This is a genomic window from Buttiauxella gaviniae (assembly GCF_040786275.1).
Taxonomy (GTDB): Bacteria; Pseudomonadota; Gammaproteobacteria; order Enterobacterales; family Enterobacteriaceae; genus Buttiauxella; species Buttiauxella gaviniae_A.
In genome coordinates this window covers 3,645,039-3,662,906 of sequence record NZ_JBFMVT010000002.1, presented here as the reverse complement: position 1 = coordinate 3,662,906, position 17,868 = coordinate 3,645,039, and the positions used below count along the sequence as shown (strand labels likewise).

Annotated in this window: 21 protein-coding genes; all 21 read left to right on the top strand. The window is 50.3% G+C overall.

Annotated elements, in window-relative coordinates:
* Positions 1 to 2 precede the first annotated feature (2 nt).
* The 21 genes from AB1E22_RS17470 to virB11 all read left to right on the top strand — a co-directional run bounded on the left by AB1E22_RS17470 (position 3) and on the right by virB11 (position 17,862).
* Positions 3 to 1,112, top strand: a complete 1,110-nt coding sequence (locus AB1E22_RS17470; protein WP_367596494.1) for a GNAT family N-acetyltransferase — start codon at positions 3 to 5, stop codon at positions 1,110 to 1,112.
* Between the two features lie 3 nt (positions 1,113 to 1,115).
* Positions 1,116 to 2,003, top strand: a complete 888-nt coding sequence (locus tag AB1E22_RS17465) for an FAD-binding oxidoreductase (protein WP_367596493.1) — start codon at positions 1,116 to 1,118, stop codon at positions 2,001 to 2,003.
* Positions 2,004 to 2,024: 21 nt separating this feature from the next.
* Positions 2,025 to 2,558: a hypothetical protein gene (locus tag AB1E22_RS17460; RefSeq protein WP_367596492.1), complete on the top strand. Its 534-nt coding sequence runs from the start codon at positions 2,025 to 2,027 to the stop codon at positions 2,556 to 2,558.
* Positions 2,559 to 2,618: 60 nt separating this feature from the next.
* Positions 2,619 to 3,791, top strand: a complete 1,173-nt coding sequence (locus AB1E22_RS17455) for an acyl-CoA dehydrogenase family protein (RefSeq protein WP_102118980.1) — start codon at positions 2,619 to 2,621, stop codon at positions 3,789 to 3,791.
* A 12-nt stretch (positions 3,792 to 3,803) separates the two neighbouring features.
* Positions 3,804 to 4,562, top strand: a complete 759-nt coding sequence (locus AB1E22_RS17450) for an SDR family NAD(P)-dependent oxidoreductase (protein ID WP_367596491.1) — start codon at positions 3,804 to 3,806, stop codon at positions 4,560 to 4,562.
* 24 nt (positions 4,563 to 4,586) lie between these two features.
* Positions 4,587 to 5,084 (top strand): cupin domain-containing protein, encoded by a 498-nt coding sequence (locus AB1E22_RS17445; protein ID WP_117119701.1) that lies wholly within the window; start codon positions 4,587 to 4,589, stop codon positions 5,082 to 5,084.
* Positions 5,085 to 5,248: 164 nt separating this feature from the next.
* A complete protein-coding gene (locus AB1E22_RS17440) occupies positions 5,249 to 5,953 on the top strand; it encodes a hypothetical protein (protein WP_367596490.1) in 705 nt (234 codons plus the stop codon).
* Positions 5,954 to 6,254: 301 nt separating this feature from the next.
* Positions 6,255 to 6,449: an AlpA family transcriptional regulator gene (locus tag AB1E22_RS17435; protein ID WP_009635172.1), complete on the top strand. Its 195-nt coding sequence runs from the start codon at positions 6,255 to 6,257 to the stop codon at positions 6,447 to 6,449.
* A gap of 14 nt (positions 6,450 to 6,463) precedes the next feature.
* Entirely contained in the window at positions 6,464 to 7,051 is a 588-nt protein-coding gene (locus AB1E22_RS17430) for a DUF2857 domain-containing protein (protein ID WP_367596489.1), read from the top strand.
* Positions 7,041 to 7,250 (top strand): TraR/DksA family transcriptional regulator, encoded by a 210-nt coding sequence (locus AB1E22_RS17425; RefSeq protein ID WP_367596488.1) that lies wholly within the window; start codon positions 7,041 to 7,043, stop codon positions 7,248 to 7,250. The genes AB1E22_RS17430 and AB1E22_RS17425 overlap by 11 nt, the downstream gene beginning before the upstream one ends.
* Before the next feature lie 391 nt (positions 7,251 to 7,641).
* Positions 7,642 to 7,863, top strand: coding sequence for a hypothetical protein (locus AB1E22_RS17420; RefSeq protein WP_353501670.1), 222 nt, complete (start codon positions 7,642 to 7,644; stop codon positions 7,861 to 7,863).
* 68 nt (positions 7,864 to 7,931) lie between these two features.
* Complete coding sequence (locus AB1E22_RS17415) at positions 7,932 to 8,579, top strand: lytic transglycosylase domain-containing protein (protein ID WP_367596487.1); 648 nt, start codon at positions 7,932 to 7,934, stop codon at positions 8,577 to 8,579.
* The gene (locus AB1E22_RS17410) at positions 8,579 to 8,857 is read left to right on the top strand and encodes a TrbC/VirB2 family protein (RefSeq protein ID WP_047611357.1); all 279 of its coding nucleotides are present in this window, start codon (positions 8,579 to 8,581) and stop codon (positions 8,855 to 8,857) included. The genes AB1E22_RS17415 and AB1E22_RS17410 overlap by 1 nt, the downstream gene beginning before the upstream one ends.
* Before the next feature lie 11 nt (positions 8,858 to 8,868).
* Positions 8,869 to 11,616, top strand: a complete 2,748-nt coding sequence (locus AB1E22_RS17405) for a VirB3 family type IV secretion system protein (RefSeq protein ID WP_367596486.1) — start codon at positions 8,869 to 8,871, stop codon at positions 11,614 to 11,616.
* 23 nt (positions 11,617 to 11,639) lie between these two features.
* Complete coding sequence (locus AB1E22_RS17400) at positions 11,640 to 12,359, top strand: type IV secretion system protein (protein ID WP_367597398.1); 720 nt, start codon at positions 11,640 to 11,642, stop codon at positions 12,357 to 12,359.
* Between the two features lie 10 nt (positions 12,360 to 12,369).
* A complete protein-coding gene (locus AB1E22_RS17395) occupies positions 12,370 to 12,645 on the top strand; it encodes an EexN family lipoprotein (protein ID WP_367596485.1) in 276 nt (91 codons plus the stop codon).
* A gap of 73 nt (positions 12,646 to 12,718) precedes the next feature.
* On the top strand, positions 12,719 to 13,750 hold the full coding sequence (locus AB1E22_RS17390; RefSeq protein WP_367596484.1) for a type IV secretion system protein: 1,032 nt from the start codon (positions 12,719 to 12,721) through the stop codon (positions 13,748 to 13,750).
* Between the two features lie 222 nt (positions 13,751 to 13,972).
* Complete coding sequence (locus tag AB1E22_RS17385; RefSeq protein ID WP_367596483.1) at positions 13,973 to 14,656, top strand: virB8 family protein; 684 nt, start codon at positions 13,973 to 13,975, stop codon at positions 14,654 to 14,656.
* A complete protein-coding gene (gene virB9 / locus AB1E22_RS17380) occupies positions 14,656 to 15,543 on the top strand; it encodes a P-type conjugative transfer protein VirB9 (protein ID WP_367596482.1) in 888 nt (295 codons plus the stop codon). Before AB1E22_RS17385 ends, virB9 begins: the two co-directional genes overlap by 1 nt.
* Entirely contained in the window at positions 15,540 to 16,844 is a 1,305-nt protein-coding gene (gene virB10, locus AB1E22_RS17375) for a VirB10/TraB/TrbI family type IV secretion system protein (RefSeq protein ID WP_367596480.1), read from the top strand. The genes virB9 and virB10 overlap by 4 nt, the downstream gene beginning before the upstream one ends.
* Entirely contained in the window at positions 16,834 to 17,862 is a 1,029-nt protein-coding gene (gene virB11, locus AB1E22_RS17370) for a P-type DNA transfer ATPase VirB11 (protein WP_367596479.1), read from the top strand. The genes virB10 and virB11 overlap by 11 nt, the downstream gene beginning before the upstream one ends.
* Positions 17,863 to 17,868 lie beyond the last annotated feature (6 nt).

The following is a 17,868-nucleotide window of genomic DNA, read 5'->3' as shown; positions in this document are numbered from 1 at the left end:
CCATGAACAGTGAAATTAATTCATTAGGCTATGAAAATAACATTCAAACTATTCCGGAATCGCATTTATTTCCCGAAAACAAATACAAGCATGGGATCCCAATCATTTACCACAGCGAGAGTGATAAAATTATCGATCAAAGCTGCGAGGCAAGGTTATCAGATGACACGCCCAATAAAAAATCATTCACACATAAAATATTTGTTATACGAAAATGCAAGCCGGAGCATATAGGAGACATTTTCCTGCGGCCATCAGAAAATGATGATAGCAGCATAATTCTAAACATTAACATTCATACGCCCTTAGGAGAAAAAATAAAAACCGGACTATTCCGTAAACTTTCAATTCTTTTATTTGAAAAATATAAGACACTGAGAATTGAGACTCACATTTTGATTGATCATCATAAAATAATTAATAGCCTTATATTGAGCGGGTACACTTTTGAAGGTATTTCACAAAAATTTAATTCAAATTCAGAGCTAGAGGAATTTGCAGTATTTTCATTATTGAAGAATCAAACTAATACGGAAAAAAGCCTATTATTTCCTGCAGTGGATAGTAATATTTATCGCGATGAAAAAATTGCACTACGTTTAGCTGAACCAAAAGACACATTTTGTATATGGTTAGAGCAATCAAATCCTGAATCATCGAAGTGGGGTTTATTCGAAACAGCATCACTTGATGAAATAAAACAAAAAATTAGGCGTTGCGGGCTTAATTCAGCCGTAGGCCCTAATATATTACTAACTATTATAGAATGCTCAACTGGTAATGCTGTAGGAAAAATTGTTATCCGCAATGTTGTACCACCTCATGTAGGTGATGTTGGTTACGGGATATTGCCGGAATATCGTGGTTTGGGCTATGCCGTAAGGGCTCTGAATCTTCTGAAAAAATGGGCCTTTAACGAAGCTGGCTATGTCCGTTTAGAACTTGGTGTCAAAGAAGGCAATATCGCGTCAGAAAGAGTCGCGCAAAAGGGAGGGTTTAAATTTGAGGGTGTGCGTCCGGGGAGATTAAAAAACCACGATGGTTCATACAGTAATGAAATGCACTATTTCTTTCTTAACCCGAACGTTAGCTATCGCAAAATAGGGGATTGAAAAATGAGCGAAAGTTTTATCTCATTTCTTGAAAAGCATTTAGATAATAGAAACGTCGTCGCCTATGTAAATACACCGAATGATGTTGGCGAATATACTTCCCCATCTGTTTCTGGCCGGGTGGATGTTTCCAGTATTGAACAAGTAATTCGCATTGTTCAGCTGGCAGATCAATATGATGGAGAAACAGCGCTTTATCCCTACTCAACTGGATTCAATTGGGGGTTAGGTTCAACAAAACCTCCATCAGATAACACCGTGCAGTTAAAGCTCAACGGACTAAATAAAATTCGCGAGATTAATATCGCAGAGGGTTACGCTGTCATTGAGCCAGGCGTGACGCAGGGAACATTATCGCGAAAATTACTTAATACTAATCGTTTTATTAATGTCACAGCCTCATCTGCAGAAACGAGTTTTTTAGGTAATGCTCTTGACCGGGGCGTCGGGTTGAGGCACCAACGTACAGAAGACCTTCTCGGCCTAGAGATTGTTCTCGCCAACGGAACATTACACCGAGTGGGTTGGTGGCCGGAACAGGGAAAACAAAGTGCACTATACTCCCATGGGATTGGCCCTTCACTGGTACAATTTTTCACCCAATCGAATCTCGGAATTATAACCGGTGGCGTTGTACGACTACTTAATCGACCAGAAAAATCTCGCGTCGCCTATATTTCCTTTTCCCCCGAAAACTTAGAGTACGCTATCAATACTTTCCAGCACTGGTCAGCACAAGGGTTAATTCACGGAGTACTTAAGATTTATGATGAAACCTCAACACTGACGTATGGGGCAAATAAGGGCGAATTTCTCGTTCACCTGCCCATTTCTGGAGCAGCCTCAGTGGTTTCGGCACTTTCCATCGCGCTAGAAACCGAGTTTGTATAAGCTGGTGAGAAATTCATCTCTTTGGTCTGGAGCGACAGCTCTACGAATCCTTATCAGGATGATATCGTCGCCAACTTAGTAGCCGCTGCCTATCAAGGGGATACTAAATATCATGATATCCTTCTGGAGAAGACGCTCGGTACTACACCGACTGAAATAGATGCCGAAGGCAAAGGCTGGATATTTTTCTTGCCTCTGCTTCCTTTTAGCGGTCAGGCTATTAAACAGGCTTATCTACATTTTGACGATATCTTCGAGTCTACTGGCGTGCGCTGCGGCGCCACAATTAATACGCTGAGTGATCAAATTATTGATCTCGTCGTATCCATTCGTTTTGAACGCGTGGAAGAGGAAATAAGTAAAGCTCATCAGACTCTTAAACTTCTTCATGATAAATTTAGTGCTTCAGGTTTTTACCCTTATCGTTTGGACGTCGAACATCCTCTCGCCAATAGTCGTAATGCCAGAACGCTTCGTGAAGGTGAAATCATCAGAAGTTTGCAAAAAACTTTAGATCCAAAGGGAATTTTCGCATCCGGGCGATATAGTTATTAATAATAACCAATATGTAATTTTAAGATTTAATTATATAGGTTCATTTATTGAGGCATGTCCATGATAACTCATGAAGCAAATTCATTTAGCAATATATTAGTTAATTTAAGAGATTTACGCGGCGAATTACGTAACTCCGCTCGTGAAATAGAAGAGCATCGCAGGATACCACTCAATATTATTGAAAGGCTGCGTGGCATTGGGATATTTGGAATGTGTTTCCCGCAATCATGGGGCGGTGCCGGACTGACGTCGATTGAGCAAATCCTTGTGCTGGAAGAACTCGCCCGGGGCGATACGGCTACCGCCTGGTGCGCCATGATCGGTTGTGACTCAGGTATTTATTCAGGTTTCTTGGAAGAAAAAAGCGCCAAAGAGATCTTTCCACACGCCAATCTGGCCGTGGCGGGTTGGATACACCCGCAGGGAAAAGCCGAGATAGTTGATGGCGGCTACATCGTCACTGGCAAATGGCGTTTTGCCAGCGGATCGCCTCATGGCGATGTCATCTCGGCAGGTTGCTTCCTCTACCGTAACGGCAATCTTATACTGGATGATAACGGCAAGCCCCTTTGGCGAGTCATGTTGGCGCGTCCTGCCGACTACCTTTTTTCCGATACCTGGTTCACCACCGGCCTGCGGGGAAGCGGCAGTCAGGACTACTCCACGCAAGAATTGTTCATTCCCGAACAACACGCGTTCAATTTCTCGGCACCAAAACGTCAAGGGCCACTGCACAAAACGCCGGATGCAATTTTACGCAAAATGGCCGGTATCCCGCTGGGGCTTGCGAGAGCCTGTCTGGACTATATCTACGACGTCGCCGACGACCGCACAGACAGAATCAATGATGTGAAATGGCGAAACTCAAAGCGCGTACAGACGGCGGTGGCTAACGCAGAGAATCAGTTATTTATCACCAGAAACGCGGTGCTCACCAGCGTAAGTACATTATGGCAGGCGCTCGAAGCCGATGCCGCTCATGACGATATTACTCATTGGCGCGTGCAGTCAGCTTTGAGTCGAAGAAATGCCTTTCAAACCGCACGAACCATCGTTTCAAGCTTGTATGACCTTCAGGGTGGGGGTTCTATCTACACCCATGAAACACCTTTTGACCGCGCATTACGTGATATCAACACCATTTGCCAGCACGCTGTCGCGCAGGAAAAAGTCCTGCAGGTGTGCGGCGATATTCTCCTTGGTGGCAAAGTCGAAGATTACTTTATATAAGGAAGAGAACCGATGAGTAGTATTTTTTCGCAAAAGAAAATTCTTGTAACCGGCGCAGGCAGTGGACTTGGCAGAGAAATAGCCTTGGCATTTTCACGACTTGGCGGAACCGTTATTCTTGCAGGTCGAAATACGCAGAAACTCGAAGAAACGGCACAAGCGATCTCCGAGACTCCTGGCAAATCATGGGTTATTCCTTTCGACGTAAATAATAATCAATCAATAGATAACCTGTTTGATGAAATAAAAAATAAAGTCGGCACTCTTGATATTGCCGTTAATAACGCCGGAGTATTTTCTTTTGGTTTTGTCGATGAAACCTCCAGTGAAGACTTTAATCACGTATTCACTACTAATGTCATTGGTTTGTTTGAAAGTCTGAAGCGCGAACTTCAGTCGATGAAAGAAAACCGGGACGGGACTATCGTTAATATTTCATCAAATATGTCTATCGGGCTGAATATTCCGGGCACGGCGGCCTACACCGCTTCAAAGGCTGCCGTCGATGCATTGACCCGCGTCTCGGCAAAAGAGGCTATCACGCACGGCGTGCGGGTTTTCTCAATAAACCCTGGCCCATTGGCCACCGAAATGACCCAACTTCCAGGCGAATCGGCGGCAGACCGTGACAAAAGATGGCGCGATTTGATCCCCATTGGGCGTATTGGTGATGTTAAAGAGATCGCTGAAGCCATTATTTGGTCCTGCTCAGGCCAGTCTGACTACTTAGTGGGTTCACGAATAGTTATCGATGGTGGCCATTCTCTTTAAATTATTATTTCTGAGGTATAGATCATGCAGCCATTTATTATTAGAGACAATGAAGGTGTTCCGCTTTGGTTAAATAACGACACTTATACTATAAAGCTGGATAAAGAAAACACCGGGGGAAACATTTCTATTATCCAGGGATTTGTGGGTCCAGGTGGGGGGCCGATTTGGCATCTTCATGAAGACGCTGATGAGATTTTTTATGTACTAGATGGACAATTAACAGTAAGAGCCGGAGAAATTATTTTCCATGCCAATCCAGGCGATTTTGTTTATGTTCCCAAGGGGATTTATCATCAATTTAGAAATAACAGTATTAAACCTATTAAGATATTACTGATGTTCTCTCCTGCTGGATTCGAAGGGTTCTTTAGGGAAACAGGAATCGTAGCAAAACAGGGCGTTATACCACCACTACATATTCATGATGCCGAAGCAAACAGACGGGCTATTAAGATTGGTGGGAAATACCTTTCTTTTGTTCCAGACTTTGAAAACCCCGATGTTAATCCAAATTTGTAAGAAACCAAAATGCCGCGTTGTCTTTGCGGCATTTTTATATTACAAATAAATCTGAACGGGTGTTACTTAAAAAACCATCTAACCTTTCATCAACCGTCATTCTTTATTCATCTTATGAGAGGGCATTACATTTATCAGCACGGATATGTAAAAGGAGATATGTTATGTCAGACAGACTCGCTTTTTTTAAGAATAAAAATGTAAACTCAGACTGGTTAACTATCAAAGAAGCAGTTAAAGCATCAAAGAAAAACGGCATTAGGAAAATACAAGAAAGTGATATCTATCGATATGCTCTGCAGGGAAAAATCCTCCTTTCGATATACTTTCAGTCTCCAATTACCTTGAGGAAAATAAAATCCTATAACCATAAATTAAAGCTAAAACCTAAAGATAATAACTTACCGGACGACAAAATTACATTGGATGAAATCGATTTTTTTAGCGAGAGTAACTTAACCTTCAGCACTGAAGGTAAATATTTTCATACTGCTCATGGCATCATTGATACAAGTCTTTTTGGATATGAATATTTCCTCATACAATGCATACTTGCTCACAATCTAAAAATACCATCGCCTGTACTTAGAGGGAACAATAACTATGGCATCACTGTTTCCTTATCAGGGGAAACCTTTCTAGTTCACAATAGAATTTCATTACGCAATGGAATCTCATTAAACAGCATAGATTTAAGCTTTAATGATGCCTATTTACCTATTTATAACTTACCGAAGGATGCATGTTTTGTTATCAGGCAAACTGAGTTAAATAAACTATTCAACTGGCTGGCTGGAAAAAAAATCACCCTCGGATTCTTCCACACGCATATCATCCCCTCTATCAAGACTATTTTGGCTTGCCTGTAGAAATAATGAAACTATCAGCCCGTTGATAGGAAAGCCTTACAAGTTGCTATCCATTTTTGAGCAATGGGCATCTGAGGAAGGCATTACCGATCGATTCAGTGGCGACACGCTCAAAACTGCGCTTGAGCGCGGCTCGCCCCCTTCCCTACCAACACAAAAGTAAGATGATGCCCTTCGCTATGAAAACCCGTATTAAGGATTGGATTTTCCGTAATACGGGTTCATCAACTTTCTCCGTACCACGACTTTGTGTTGTCGTGTTATCTCCCGGCTAGCGCAACATCTGCCACAGGAGAATACCGTGACATCTCATCAGTTATTACGTCTGAAACAGGTTGAAGAAAAAACGGGCCTGAAGCGCTCTCAAATCTATCTGTATATGAAAGACGGCACCTTCCCTCGCTCAATCAAGATTGGCCCAGCCAGTGTCGCCTGGCTCGAATCGGAAATTGATGAATGGATCAATATTAAATTAGTCCGCCGTTCAATAGGCTGAAGGGAGAAAATACCATGATTATCCCGTCACTGAATTACGCCGTATTAACCGATGCCCTACATGCATTGAAGGAGGGCAACATTCGTCACTGCGAATCGCTAGGATTCACTTTCGATGAAATGAATGCCCTCAACCAATTATCACTAGACGAGCTGTTTATCATCAGTCGAGAGTCTGCACAGTTTTTGGCTGTGACGGTTCATCACGACGCATTACGCCTGCTTCTGGCTAAATCCCGTGAGGAGGTTCTGCAGCAACAGCGTATCAATCATGCCATCCGGCTTGGGGGGTCAATTGCGCTACTCAACAAGTATTTTGGCCTCACCTCTAACGAAGTTTGCCTTCGCCGCCGGTTACTGGGCGTCCGTGTGCCTTATGGCCGGACGCCAGAGCCGGACGAAGAGACGGATGCGGCCATCTGGCGGCAATGGCAACAATGCCGTGTGGCCAACCTGGAATCGACCGATGCGCTGGCCGCCATGATGCAGGTAACGCAAACCCTGCTGCCGAAAGTCGAAGGGTTGTCACTGACCATCGTCTGGAAGCGTATCGCACTTTGCGAACAGGAGGCGTCAGACCGGAGGGCCGCCCATGCCAGATGAGATCGACCGTGATCAGGAATTTAATGAGCTACGACTGGAAGAGATGATTGAACAGAGTCGTTTTAAGCCAGGGTCTACACCATCATTATTCCATTGTCGTGTATGCAGTAAGCCCATTCCTGAAAAGCGGCGGCAGGCACTGCCGGGCATAACCACCTGCACGGAATGCCAGGAAAAACTTGAACGTCGAAGACGTTAATAATGGTCACAGAGACATGCAGGAATATTTCCCCTGCATGTCTCTTTCATTATCTATAAACACACAGTCGTCTTTATTAACTATTTCACTTCCTTTTATCTCGCAGAGTCCCCCTTCCACCGCTAATTTATCTCTCTCATTTTAACTTTGAATTTATCGTTTATATACCGCCCCGGATATCTGATCCTGAAAGCGTCATTACATAATAGTTACCCGTATTGACGTTAATTCGCCTGAATCAGGCGTTGCTCTTTAAAAATAAGGTTCGGGCTGTCATGAAACCACAATTCAGGGTGCCGCTGAATGTTCTCGCTGACCCGTTAAAACCGGAATGCAGAATTGGGATGTGACATTTATTTAACTCATCGTTGTTTTTAGTAGAGGAGGCCTCATGCGAAAACCCATTTATCAAGTATTTGTCACCCAGGAAAGTCAACCCGATGCACAGGGCGAAATAAACACGTATTGGACCAGGGTTGGCGTGGCGTTTGCTCATAACGGTAAGTCTGGCCTGAATATCATGCTGACACCCGGTATTGCTGTCTCCGGCAAGCTGGTGCTGCTTGAACCCAGAGAAGATAGCGGCATTTCGCAGGATACCGCCTCTGCTTAATCCGCTTTTGACCTTCCTCCGGCATGGGCTTGGTATACACCCGCCGGGCTGACTGTTAAGAGGCCACCATGCTATCCACCACAGCCTTTCTTACGCTGTCGATGCAGTGCGCCGCCAGCGTTCACCCGTCTACGGCACTCGATGTGGCACGGGTCGAATCCGGTTTGAATCCGTATGCCATCGCTGAAATTCTGCCCGGTGGCAAAGGCGTGACTTCACATTTCCCCACAAGCAAGGATGAGGCCGTCAGTCTCACCGGACGGCTGGCGGCACAGGGCCGACGTTATTCGGTCGGGCTGATGCAAATCACCAGCACCAATTTCCGTCATTACGGCGTGACCGCCCGTGACCTTCTTGACCCCTGTACCAACCTGTCCGTGTTTGAGCAGATCCTCACCGACTGCTACCACCGCGGCGGTTCCCTGAAGCGTGCGCTCAGTTGCTACTACTCGGGAAATTTCACGACCGGCCAACAGCCGGAATCCACATTTAACCAGACCAGCTACATCCAGCGCATCGGCTACGCCGTGCCGTCAACGCAGGAAGACCGGCAGCGACCTCCCGCCGAAAAGCTCATGCCGGAAATCCATTACCCCACCGCCGTCATGCGTGGCGAGCTTACCGATAACGCCACGCCAGTACTGGCATCCCTGCGCTACCCCAATGCCGTGATACGCGGCGCGTTACCCATTCCCGGCCCCCAGGAGGAAGAATGATGAAACGAAAACAGACTGACTGGCCCGTCCTCACTTGCCTGTTAATGGCAAGCCCGGTGCTGGCAGCAGACAGCGGGTTTAATAAAGCCAATGAGACGCTGAGCAACACCTCTACCGGCCTGCTCGGACTGGCCGCCGTCACCATCACGCTGGCCACCATGTGGGTGGGATACAAAGTCTTGTTTGACGGCAAGAGCCTGCATGACATGCGCAACGTCATCATTGGCGCCATCCTCATCGTCGGTGCGTCAGGTTTCGGTGCCTACTGGGCGTCATAAGGGAGGCAACGATGGCTACGCTGAACAAAGCGCTGACGCGACCTGCCGCCATAGCCGGTATTCCCCTCGTGCCGTTCGTGATGGTCAGCGGGGCCATCGTCCTGCTGGCGGTCTATGTCAGCTATTACCTGATATTACTGCTTATTCCCGCCTGGCTGGAGATGAAGGCAAAGGCCAGAACCGATATTCACTATTTCGGGCTGCTCTGGCTGGCCTTTAAAACCCGTGGCCGGTTTGGCACCAATAAACATTTTGGTGCTAATGCCCTGCTGGCAAACCGCTATGACGCTGTCGACGTTTCGGAGTTTATTGAAAAGATGAAGTTAAACGAGCGCGTTACGCTGGATAAGCATATTCCCTACTCCTCCCATATCCATCCCCAGGTAATAAGAAACCGCCAGGGTGATTTGGTTGCCAGCTGGGAGCTGGAGGGCACCGTTTTTGAATGCGAGGACGAACATCACCTGACGTTAATGGCGACGCATCTCAATAACGTGATTCGTGCATATGAAGGCCTGCCGGTCACTTTCTATCTTCACCGTATCCGGGAAAAATACCACGCTGCCTTTGATGCAAATTCAGGTATTCCCTTTTCTGATGAAGTGACCCGGCGGTATTACCAGCCGATCAGCGAAAAATCGTTCTGGCGGCACCGGCTGTTTTTCACCGTCTGCTATGCGCCCTTCTCTCCGCTGGAGAAAAAGGCCATGAAGGCGCAGCCGTCCGGTAAACGCAAAGCGGTGCTGGATGATGCCCTGAAAGTAATGCTGGAACACCGGGATGCGCTGGCTTCGGCGCTGTCCCGCTATACGGCGACGCCACTGGGGATGTATGAAGGCAACGGGCGGGTGTATTCCGCCCAGCTGTCCTTTTATCACCGCCTGCTCACCGGCCAGTGGCAAAAGGTCGCGGTCACGCCTGCACCGTTTTATGAAACGTTAAGCACGCCGGATGTCTTTTTTACCGCCGACACTGCCGAGTGCCAGACGGTCGGCGGCTCACGTTTTTTTCGCAGTCTGGAAATCAAAGATTACTCCCCTGAAACCGCGACCGGCCTGCTGGACGCGCTGCTGTATGCCGAAAGTGAGTATGTGCTGACGCAGTCCTTCACCTGCATGGCCCGCGACGAGGCGCAGAAGCATATCCGTCTGGCGGAAAAGCGCCTGAATTCGGCGGACGACGACGCGATTTCACAGCGGGAAGAGCTGATTGTCCTGCGTGACCTGCTCCAGTCCGGGCATGTGTCCTGCGGGAAATACCACTTCTCCCTGCTGGTATCTTCAGACAGCCCAGAGCAGGTGGTGAAGGATACCAACGCGCTGGCGCAGCCTTTCGCCGACCTCGGCATCATGACAACGCTGTCCACGCTGTCGCTGCCCGCCGCGTACCTGGCGCAACTGCCGGGGGTGTATACGCTGCGTCCCCGTCTGGTGGCCGTCAGCAGCCAGAACTTTGCCGACCTGGCGAGCCTGCACAGTTTTCATCCCCACAAGCGGAGCGGCAATCCCTGGGGTGACGCCATCGTGATACTCAAATCCCCTGGCGGCGGCGGGTATTGCCTGAACCTGCACGACAGCCAGAGCGGGCGGGATGACTTCAACGAAAAAATGCCGGGTAATACGGCGATTATCGGTAAAACCGGCTCCGGGAAAACGATGCTGATGACCATGATGCAGCAACTGATGCAGAAGTACCGAAATCCGGCGACGTTCTCCGACTCAGCCACAATCCAGCGGTTCACCACGGTGTATTTTGATAAGGACCGGGCGGCGGAGATGGCGATACGCCAGATGGGTGGACGCTACTTCCGTATCCGTACCGGCACGCCTACCGGGTTTAACCCGTTTTCGCTTGACCCAACCCGGCGGAATATCAGCTTTATCAAACGACTGGTACGCATGCTATGCCGCCGCAACGGCAAGCCGCTCGATCCGCGCGACGAGGAGCGGATCAGTGCCGCCGTAGATACCATTATGCTCGACTACCCGCCGGAATACCGCAAGTTCGGTATCACCCGGCTGCTGGAAGTCCTGCCGGAGCCGCCACCCCCCGACGCCCGCATCCACGGGCTACGTATTCGCCTTAAACAGTGGGCGCAGGGCGGCGAGTTCGGCTGGGTATTCGACAATGAGGAGGACACCTTCAACATTAGCAACATTGATAACGTAGGTATCGACGGTACGGAATTTCTCGATGATGACGATATTCGCGGCCCCGTCACGTTTTATCTGCTTTACCGCGTCACCAGCCTGCTGGACGGTCGCCGGCTGGTGATGTTCATGGACGAGTTCTGGAAATGGCTGGCCGATGTCGAATTCTCCCGCTTCTCGCTCAATATGCTGAAAGTGATCCGCAAACTGAACGGCATCTTCGTCCCCGCCACCCAGTCGCCTGACGAAATCGTCAAGCACCCGATTGCCCCGGCGATTATCGAGCAGTGCAGCACGCAGATATTTCTCGCCAACCCGAAGGCCAGCCGGGCGGATTACGTGGAAAAGATGAAAGTGCCGGAAAGCGTGTACGACATCGTCAGAAACCTCGATCCGGGTGAGCGATCTATGGTGGTCCTGAAAACGCCGTTACGCGCGGGTGAAACCCGGCCTTTTGTGGCGATGGCGAAAATGGATTTATCGGGCCTCGGAAAACTTACCAAAATGCTGAGCGGGAGCGAAGATAACCTGAAACTGTTCGACACCCTGTATCAAGAAGGAATGCAGCCTGATGACTGGAAAGCCGCCTTCCTTGAACAAGCCCTGTAATAATCATGACGGAGGTAATGAAAATGCGGCTCAGAAAACTCATACTGGCATTATCGTTGTTTATTTCCACCCGAGCGTTAAGTGCCGGAATACCGGTATTCGACGCCGTACAGAATACCGAATCCATGAATCAGTGGATCCAGAAACTCCAGCAGTGGCAGGAAACCGTTACCCATTACAGAAGTGAACTTGATGCCTACAAGCAGCAATTAGCCACGGCAACGGGCGTGCGTGACGTTCAGGCATTTCTCCGCGAGGCCAAAAGTCTGAAAACCGATATTGATAATCTTCGTCAGCACGGTATTTCACTGGATGACCTGCTGAGCAACCAAAGCGGGTCATATTCGTCTGAACTTAATAGCTTGTATAACAAATATAAAACGTTCGATACCTGTAACCCTTCCAGCGCTTCACAACGCTATCTGGACAGCTGCAAACAGATGATCCTGAATCAGGCCGTAGCGATAGAAAATACGTCCGAGGTTGAAAACAAGATCACGGGCACGCTCGACGATATATCGGATTTATCAGACCGCATTGCTAATGCGCAGGATTCGAAAGAGTCACAGGACCTGGCTAACGCCATCGCGGCCAAAAGCGTACAATTAAATGCGCTGACCAGCCAGTGGGAGATGTCAGTCAAACAGGCTGAACAGCGAACAACGCTGCTGGAACAGCAAAAACAGAAAGCCTTTGAGCAACAGCAATTAACTGCGCCCGTTGCCGATCTGAACTCTCTATAGGGAGGTTAACATGTTAAAACCCGTATTAACCTTATGCATCATGTCAGGCATTCTCGTCTTATCCGGTTGTAAAGAGACGAAATCAGAAGCCTGGTATAAAGAACATCCCGATGAAACCTATAAGGTCTATACGCAATGCCTCAAGGATGGCGAGGCAAGCGACAACTGCGAGTTTGCACACCGGGCCGCATTAATGTTTGCCCAGACAGGGAAACCCGGCATCAGGGAGAAATTCGAGACACTGTTTCAGCAGGAAGCCCAAAAAAGAAAATCCGTCACTCAGTAATATCCCCGCCAACAAAAACAGGAATCGCTCCCTGTTTTTATCCCCTGTCTGTTCCTGACTAATGAGAGGCACCATGTCCGGTGGTATTTTTGTTGGTATGGACAAAAACATCATGGATGGACTCAATGCCGTGTTAGAAGGTCAGTCTTCTACCTACGGCACCCTAATCAGTGTGATTATCGTCAGTTCCTTCACCCTGTTTATTACGTATCGCGGGTATCAGACGCTTGGCGGCAAACTCCAGACGCCGGTTGAGGATGTTGTCTGGGATGTGGGCCGCATGTTGCTGATCACCACCTTTGTTTTCAACCGCGACGGCTGGCTGGATGCCATCATTACGGCCATTGAAGGGCTTAAGGACGGCATCAGTGGCGATGATAATGTCTGGGCGCTGCTCGATACGGTGTGGGAAAAGGCACAAGCGCTGGGGCAAACGCTGTTTAATCTCGATACCTCCACCTACGTTAAAGTGAATGGCGGTTTTGCCGAGGTCCTGGTCTGGGGCGGAGCAATCGTTCTGTTACTGGCTGCAACCTTTGTCAACCTGCTCGCCGAAATCACCATTGTGTTAATGACCACCACCGCCCCACTCTTTATTTTCTGCCTGCTGTACGGTTTTCTTAAACCCATGTTTGATAACTGGCTGAAAACACTATTTACCGCAATCTTAACGATCATGTTCTCTGCCCTGTCTGTCCGGATCGCCATCAACTACCTGAATAAAATACTGGATGCCGCCACAGCAACGTCTGCTGAAAGCAATATGGTGACCCTGGCAGCGCAATGTTTGCTGGCCGGGATTGCCGCAGGCGTCGTGGTGTATTTTTCAGCGAAAATAGCCACTGCGCTGAGCGGTGCCGCCGTACAGGCCGTGTTACAGGGTGCAGCCATGAGCGGACTGAGCGGACTGGCGAGCAAATCTGTAGACGTCGCCGGACCCGGCATAAAGACCGGGGGCCGACTTACCGCCAAAGGTGGCATGGCCGCAGCCGCGACCACCGGCAGGTTCATTGCCGCTGGGGCGGGTAAAGCCGTGAGCGCCTGGCAGAAACGTGCCACCGCCATCGAAAGCATGAAACGCCAGAATCAGCAGCGTCACCGTTAATCCTCCCTACCGCTAATCTCATCCCCCCGTCACGCCGTGGCCTCTGCCAGCCGTGCGGCTTTCCTGCATTTATCCGATAAGAGGCTTCCATGAAATTCAGCATCTTGCTTCTGGTGCTGTGCGCGCTTACGGGCTGCGCGCAGCATCACGGCGACCTCCCGCCGGTGTCCGGCAATCCCCAGCCGGTTAATTCCCCCGCCATAATCCAGGAGCTGACTCACCATGTCTGATATTCAGCGCATCATTAATGTCTCGCGCTCTTTTGAATCCATCCTGCTGGAAAAGGAGGAGCGTTCCCGCAAAACCGCCTGGCGGGTGGCTGCTGCCGGGCTGATTCTGGCTGCACTGGCAATTACGGCCATGATTATTCTGCTGCCGCTGAAAACCACTGACATTGAATTGTGGTCGGTAGACAAACAGACCGGTCGTTATGAGTATATGACCCGCATTAAAGAGCGGGATATTGCGTCTGAAAAAGCGCTGGCGCACTCACTGGCGGCACACTATGTCAGGCTCCGTGAGGGATATAATTATTTCTCCCTCCAGCGTGATTATGATGATGTACAGTTATTTAACAGCGACAGCGTGAGCCGGGATTATCTGGACGGTTTTAATGGCGACCAGGCTCCGGACGTTATTTTTAATAAAGCCGAATATGTCGTCTATATCGACATTATTTCTAATGTCCATGCGCCTGCCACCGGGCCGGATAACCTGGCAACACTGCGTATTAAACGTACCCTCCGCCGTATTTCTGATAACTCAGTGAAAACGGACTTCTGGAATATCCGCCTCACTTATCGTTATGTCCCGCATCAACAACTGACGGACAGTCAGCGTGAAGTGAACCCGCTGGGCTTTATCGTCACCAGCTACCAGCACGATAAAGAACTGAGGAGCGAATGATGCTGAAAAACATCCTGCTCCTGACAGGCTTACTCGCGTCATGCGCGACATGGAGCGCCGCCACCCCACGCGGCAGCGCCTATGACAGCCGGATGCAGAACGTATCGTATAACAGCCAGAACGCCACGGTCGTCAATACCCGCCCTGGCTATGTCACCACGCTGCTGTTTGACGACGATGAAGCTGTGATTGATGCGCAAGCGGGTTTTCCGAAAGGCTGGACGGTCACGAAAAGTGATAACCGGGTAGGCGTCAGCCCGAACCCCATCACCCAGCCGGTGACGGACGCCAGCGGCAACAACGTCAGCCAGGTGTTCCTGCCCACGGCAAAGGACTGGAAGACCAACCTCTTCGTGGTGACCTCAAAGCGTGATTACAGCCTGGAGCTGAACGTGCTGGACCACGATTCCCCCGCGCAGGCGTTTGTTATCCGTTACCACTATCCGGCAGAGGTTCGCCAGCAATCCGCAGCCGCCAGCGCCGCGCGTCAGACGCAGCAGCGGGAAAGACAGGAGCAGCAACAGATAGCGGCAGCATTCGGAGAGGCCAGCACGCCACGCAACTGGCGTTACACCAAACGGGTCGCCGCCGGTTCGGCCTCCATCGCACCGGATTTTGCCTGGGACGATGGTCGTTTTGCCTATATCGGTTTTTCCCCCATCAGAACCCTGCCTTCCGTTTTCCGGGTGGTTAACGGACAGGAGCAGGCAGTCACGCCCCGGACAGTGAAGCAGGGTAATTACATCGTGATGGTGGTGCCGGCAGCGCCACAACTGGTGTTGCGTTACGGCACTTCGGTGGTGGGGATCGAAAACGACGGATTCGGGCGCATCCCGATAACCCGCAGCGACACTGTCTCACCGTCCGTTACGCTGGAGGCGAAATGACCGATAAACCTGTCCCGGATGAACCGGAAAAAACCACCGCAGAGCGGGAAGCGGAAGCCCGCGAACGCGCCCGTGCGGCAATGGCGTATCAGGAGCCGGAGCAGAGAACATCCCCCGGCCAGCCGGAAGTGACCCGTTTTCGTAAGGTATCCGGTCGCCGCACGCTGATCGTCAGCCTGCTGAGTCTGACTCTGGTGATCGCCCTGGCATCCGGCGGCGATCGTCTTTTCAGTGCATTGAAAGGGGGTAATGAGAAAGAAGCCAACACCGCGCCGCCGCCCTCCGCCGGGAAGACGCTGCATGAGCGTCAAAATCTGGGGATGGACAATAACCCGTTTTGCCTGTTCGGGCCGCACACACAGGACGGAACAGACCCTGTCAGCCAGACCGTCTCCTCCGCACCCACCCTGCCACCAGCCCCACCCGCCCTGAACAAGGCAGCCGCGCTGGCTGACGGGCTGAACAACGCCCGAACAATGCCGGGCGATAATACACGCACGTCCCCGGGCCAACTTCGCAGCAACGCAGATACGTCCGACAGTCCGTCATCATCCACGACGTACACATCCTGTTCATCAGTCCTGAGCAGGGGGAAGGATGGCGGCCTGCGCTGCCCGGATACTGGCGCGCCAGAAACGGGTAACAACGACAATCCGGGCGTCGCCCGTGTCACCGGCGTCAGGCGACTGGGTCTCGATCCTGATCTCTATATCCCGGTGGACCGCTATATCCCGTGTTCGATGATGTGGCGCTTCGTGTCCGATGTCGGGGGGCATATTTCCTGCCTGATCAGTGAAGATGTTTACAGCGCCAGCAACCATGTGACGCTGATCCCGGCGGGAACGGTCGCCCGTGGCATCTACCGCACCGGGGCGCTGCAACACGGACGCAGCCGGATGTTTGTGCTGTGGACAGAGCTGCGCACGCCTGAGCCCGGCAGCCTGCAAATCCCGCTAACTGATACGCAGGCCAGCGGCCCGCTCGGCGAGGCGGGGATCGCCGGCTGGATAGACAATCACTTCTGGGAGCGCTTCGGCAATGCCCTGATGCTCAGTACGGTGCAGGACGTGGCAGCGGCGGCTTCAGATGCTGCCCCGGGGAAAGACCGCAATACCGACTACACCGAAAACACCCGCGCCGCCACGGCGGAAATGGCGAAAACGACGCTGGACAACAGCATCAATATCCCGCCCACCCTCTACCTGAATCAGGGTGATGTCATCGGCATCATGACCGGCACCGACATTGATTTCTCATCCGTCTGGCAGCTACGACTGAAAAAGAGGTGGTATGAACACTGAAAACCTGTCGCTGGATTTTATGAAAAACCAGCTGTTTGGTGATTTTATTGCGCAGGACGGCCTGACGGAAATTGCCGTTAACCGGCCGGGTGAACTGCATACCAAAATCCGGGGGAAATGGCGAAGACATGAAGCCCCGATTACGCTGCGCCAGTGTTACGCCTTTGCCAGAGCGCTGGCGTCCTGGCAGGACGATAATATCGACGACACCTCGCCGATCCTTTCCGCCACGCTTGAATCAGGCGAGCGCATTCAGGCCATTATTCCCCCGGCCTGTGAGCGTAATACCGTGTCTATTACGCTGCGCAAGCCCTCATTCGGGCAGAAAACGCATCAGTCATGGATTGATGCGGGATTTTATAACCGGGTGACCGGTCAGGAGCGTACGGAAGGCAAAGATGTTGAACTGACCCGCTATTATCAGAGTGAGGATATGCCCCGCTTTATGGAAAAAGCGGTGGAATACGGCAAGACGATTTTTATCGTCGGTGAAACCGGCTCCGGTAAAACTACCTATATGAAAACGCTGCTGCACTCTATTCCCCGGCATCTCAGGCTGACCACCATCGAGGATAATCCCGAAATCCGGTTTTATCACCACACTAATTATGTCCATCTCTTTTATCCGGCGGACGCCGGGGGTAATGCCATTGTTACGCCCGGCAGACTGATACGCGCCAATTATCGTATGAACCCTGACCGGATATTACTGGCTGAAATTCGCGGACAAGAAGCCTGGGATGCACTGAAAATCGTCGGTTCAGGGCATGAAGGATTGATAACCTCCCTGCATGCGGGCAGCCCGGAAGAATGTATTGAAGGGTTAATTGACCGCTGCTATGAAAACCCCGACTGCCGGAACATGCCTTTCAACGTGCTGTTACGAAAGGTGCTTAAGAGCATTGATGTGATCGTCAGCATTGATATTCACGGTGACATACGCCGGATGAGTGATGTTTATTTTAAACCGCTTCATCTCAATGAAATGAGGTATGTATTCAGTAAAGGACTCCAGTAAATAACA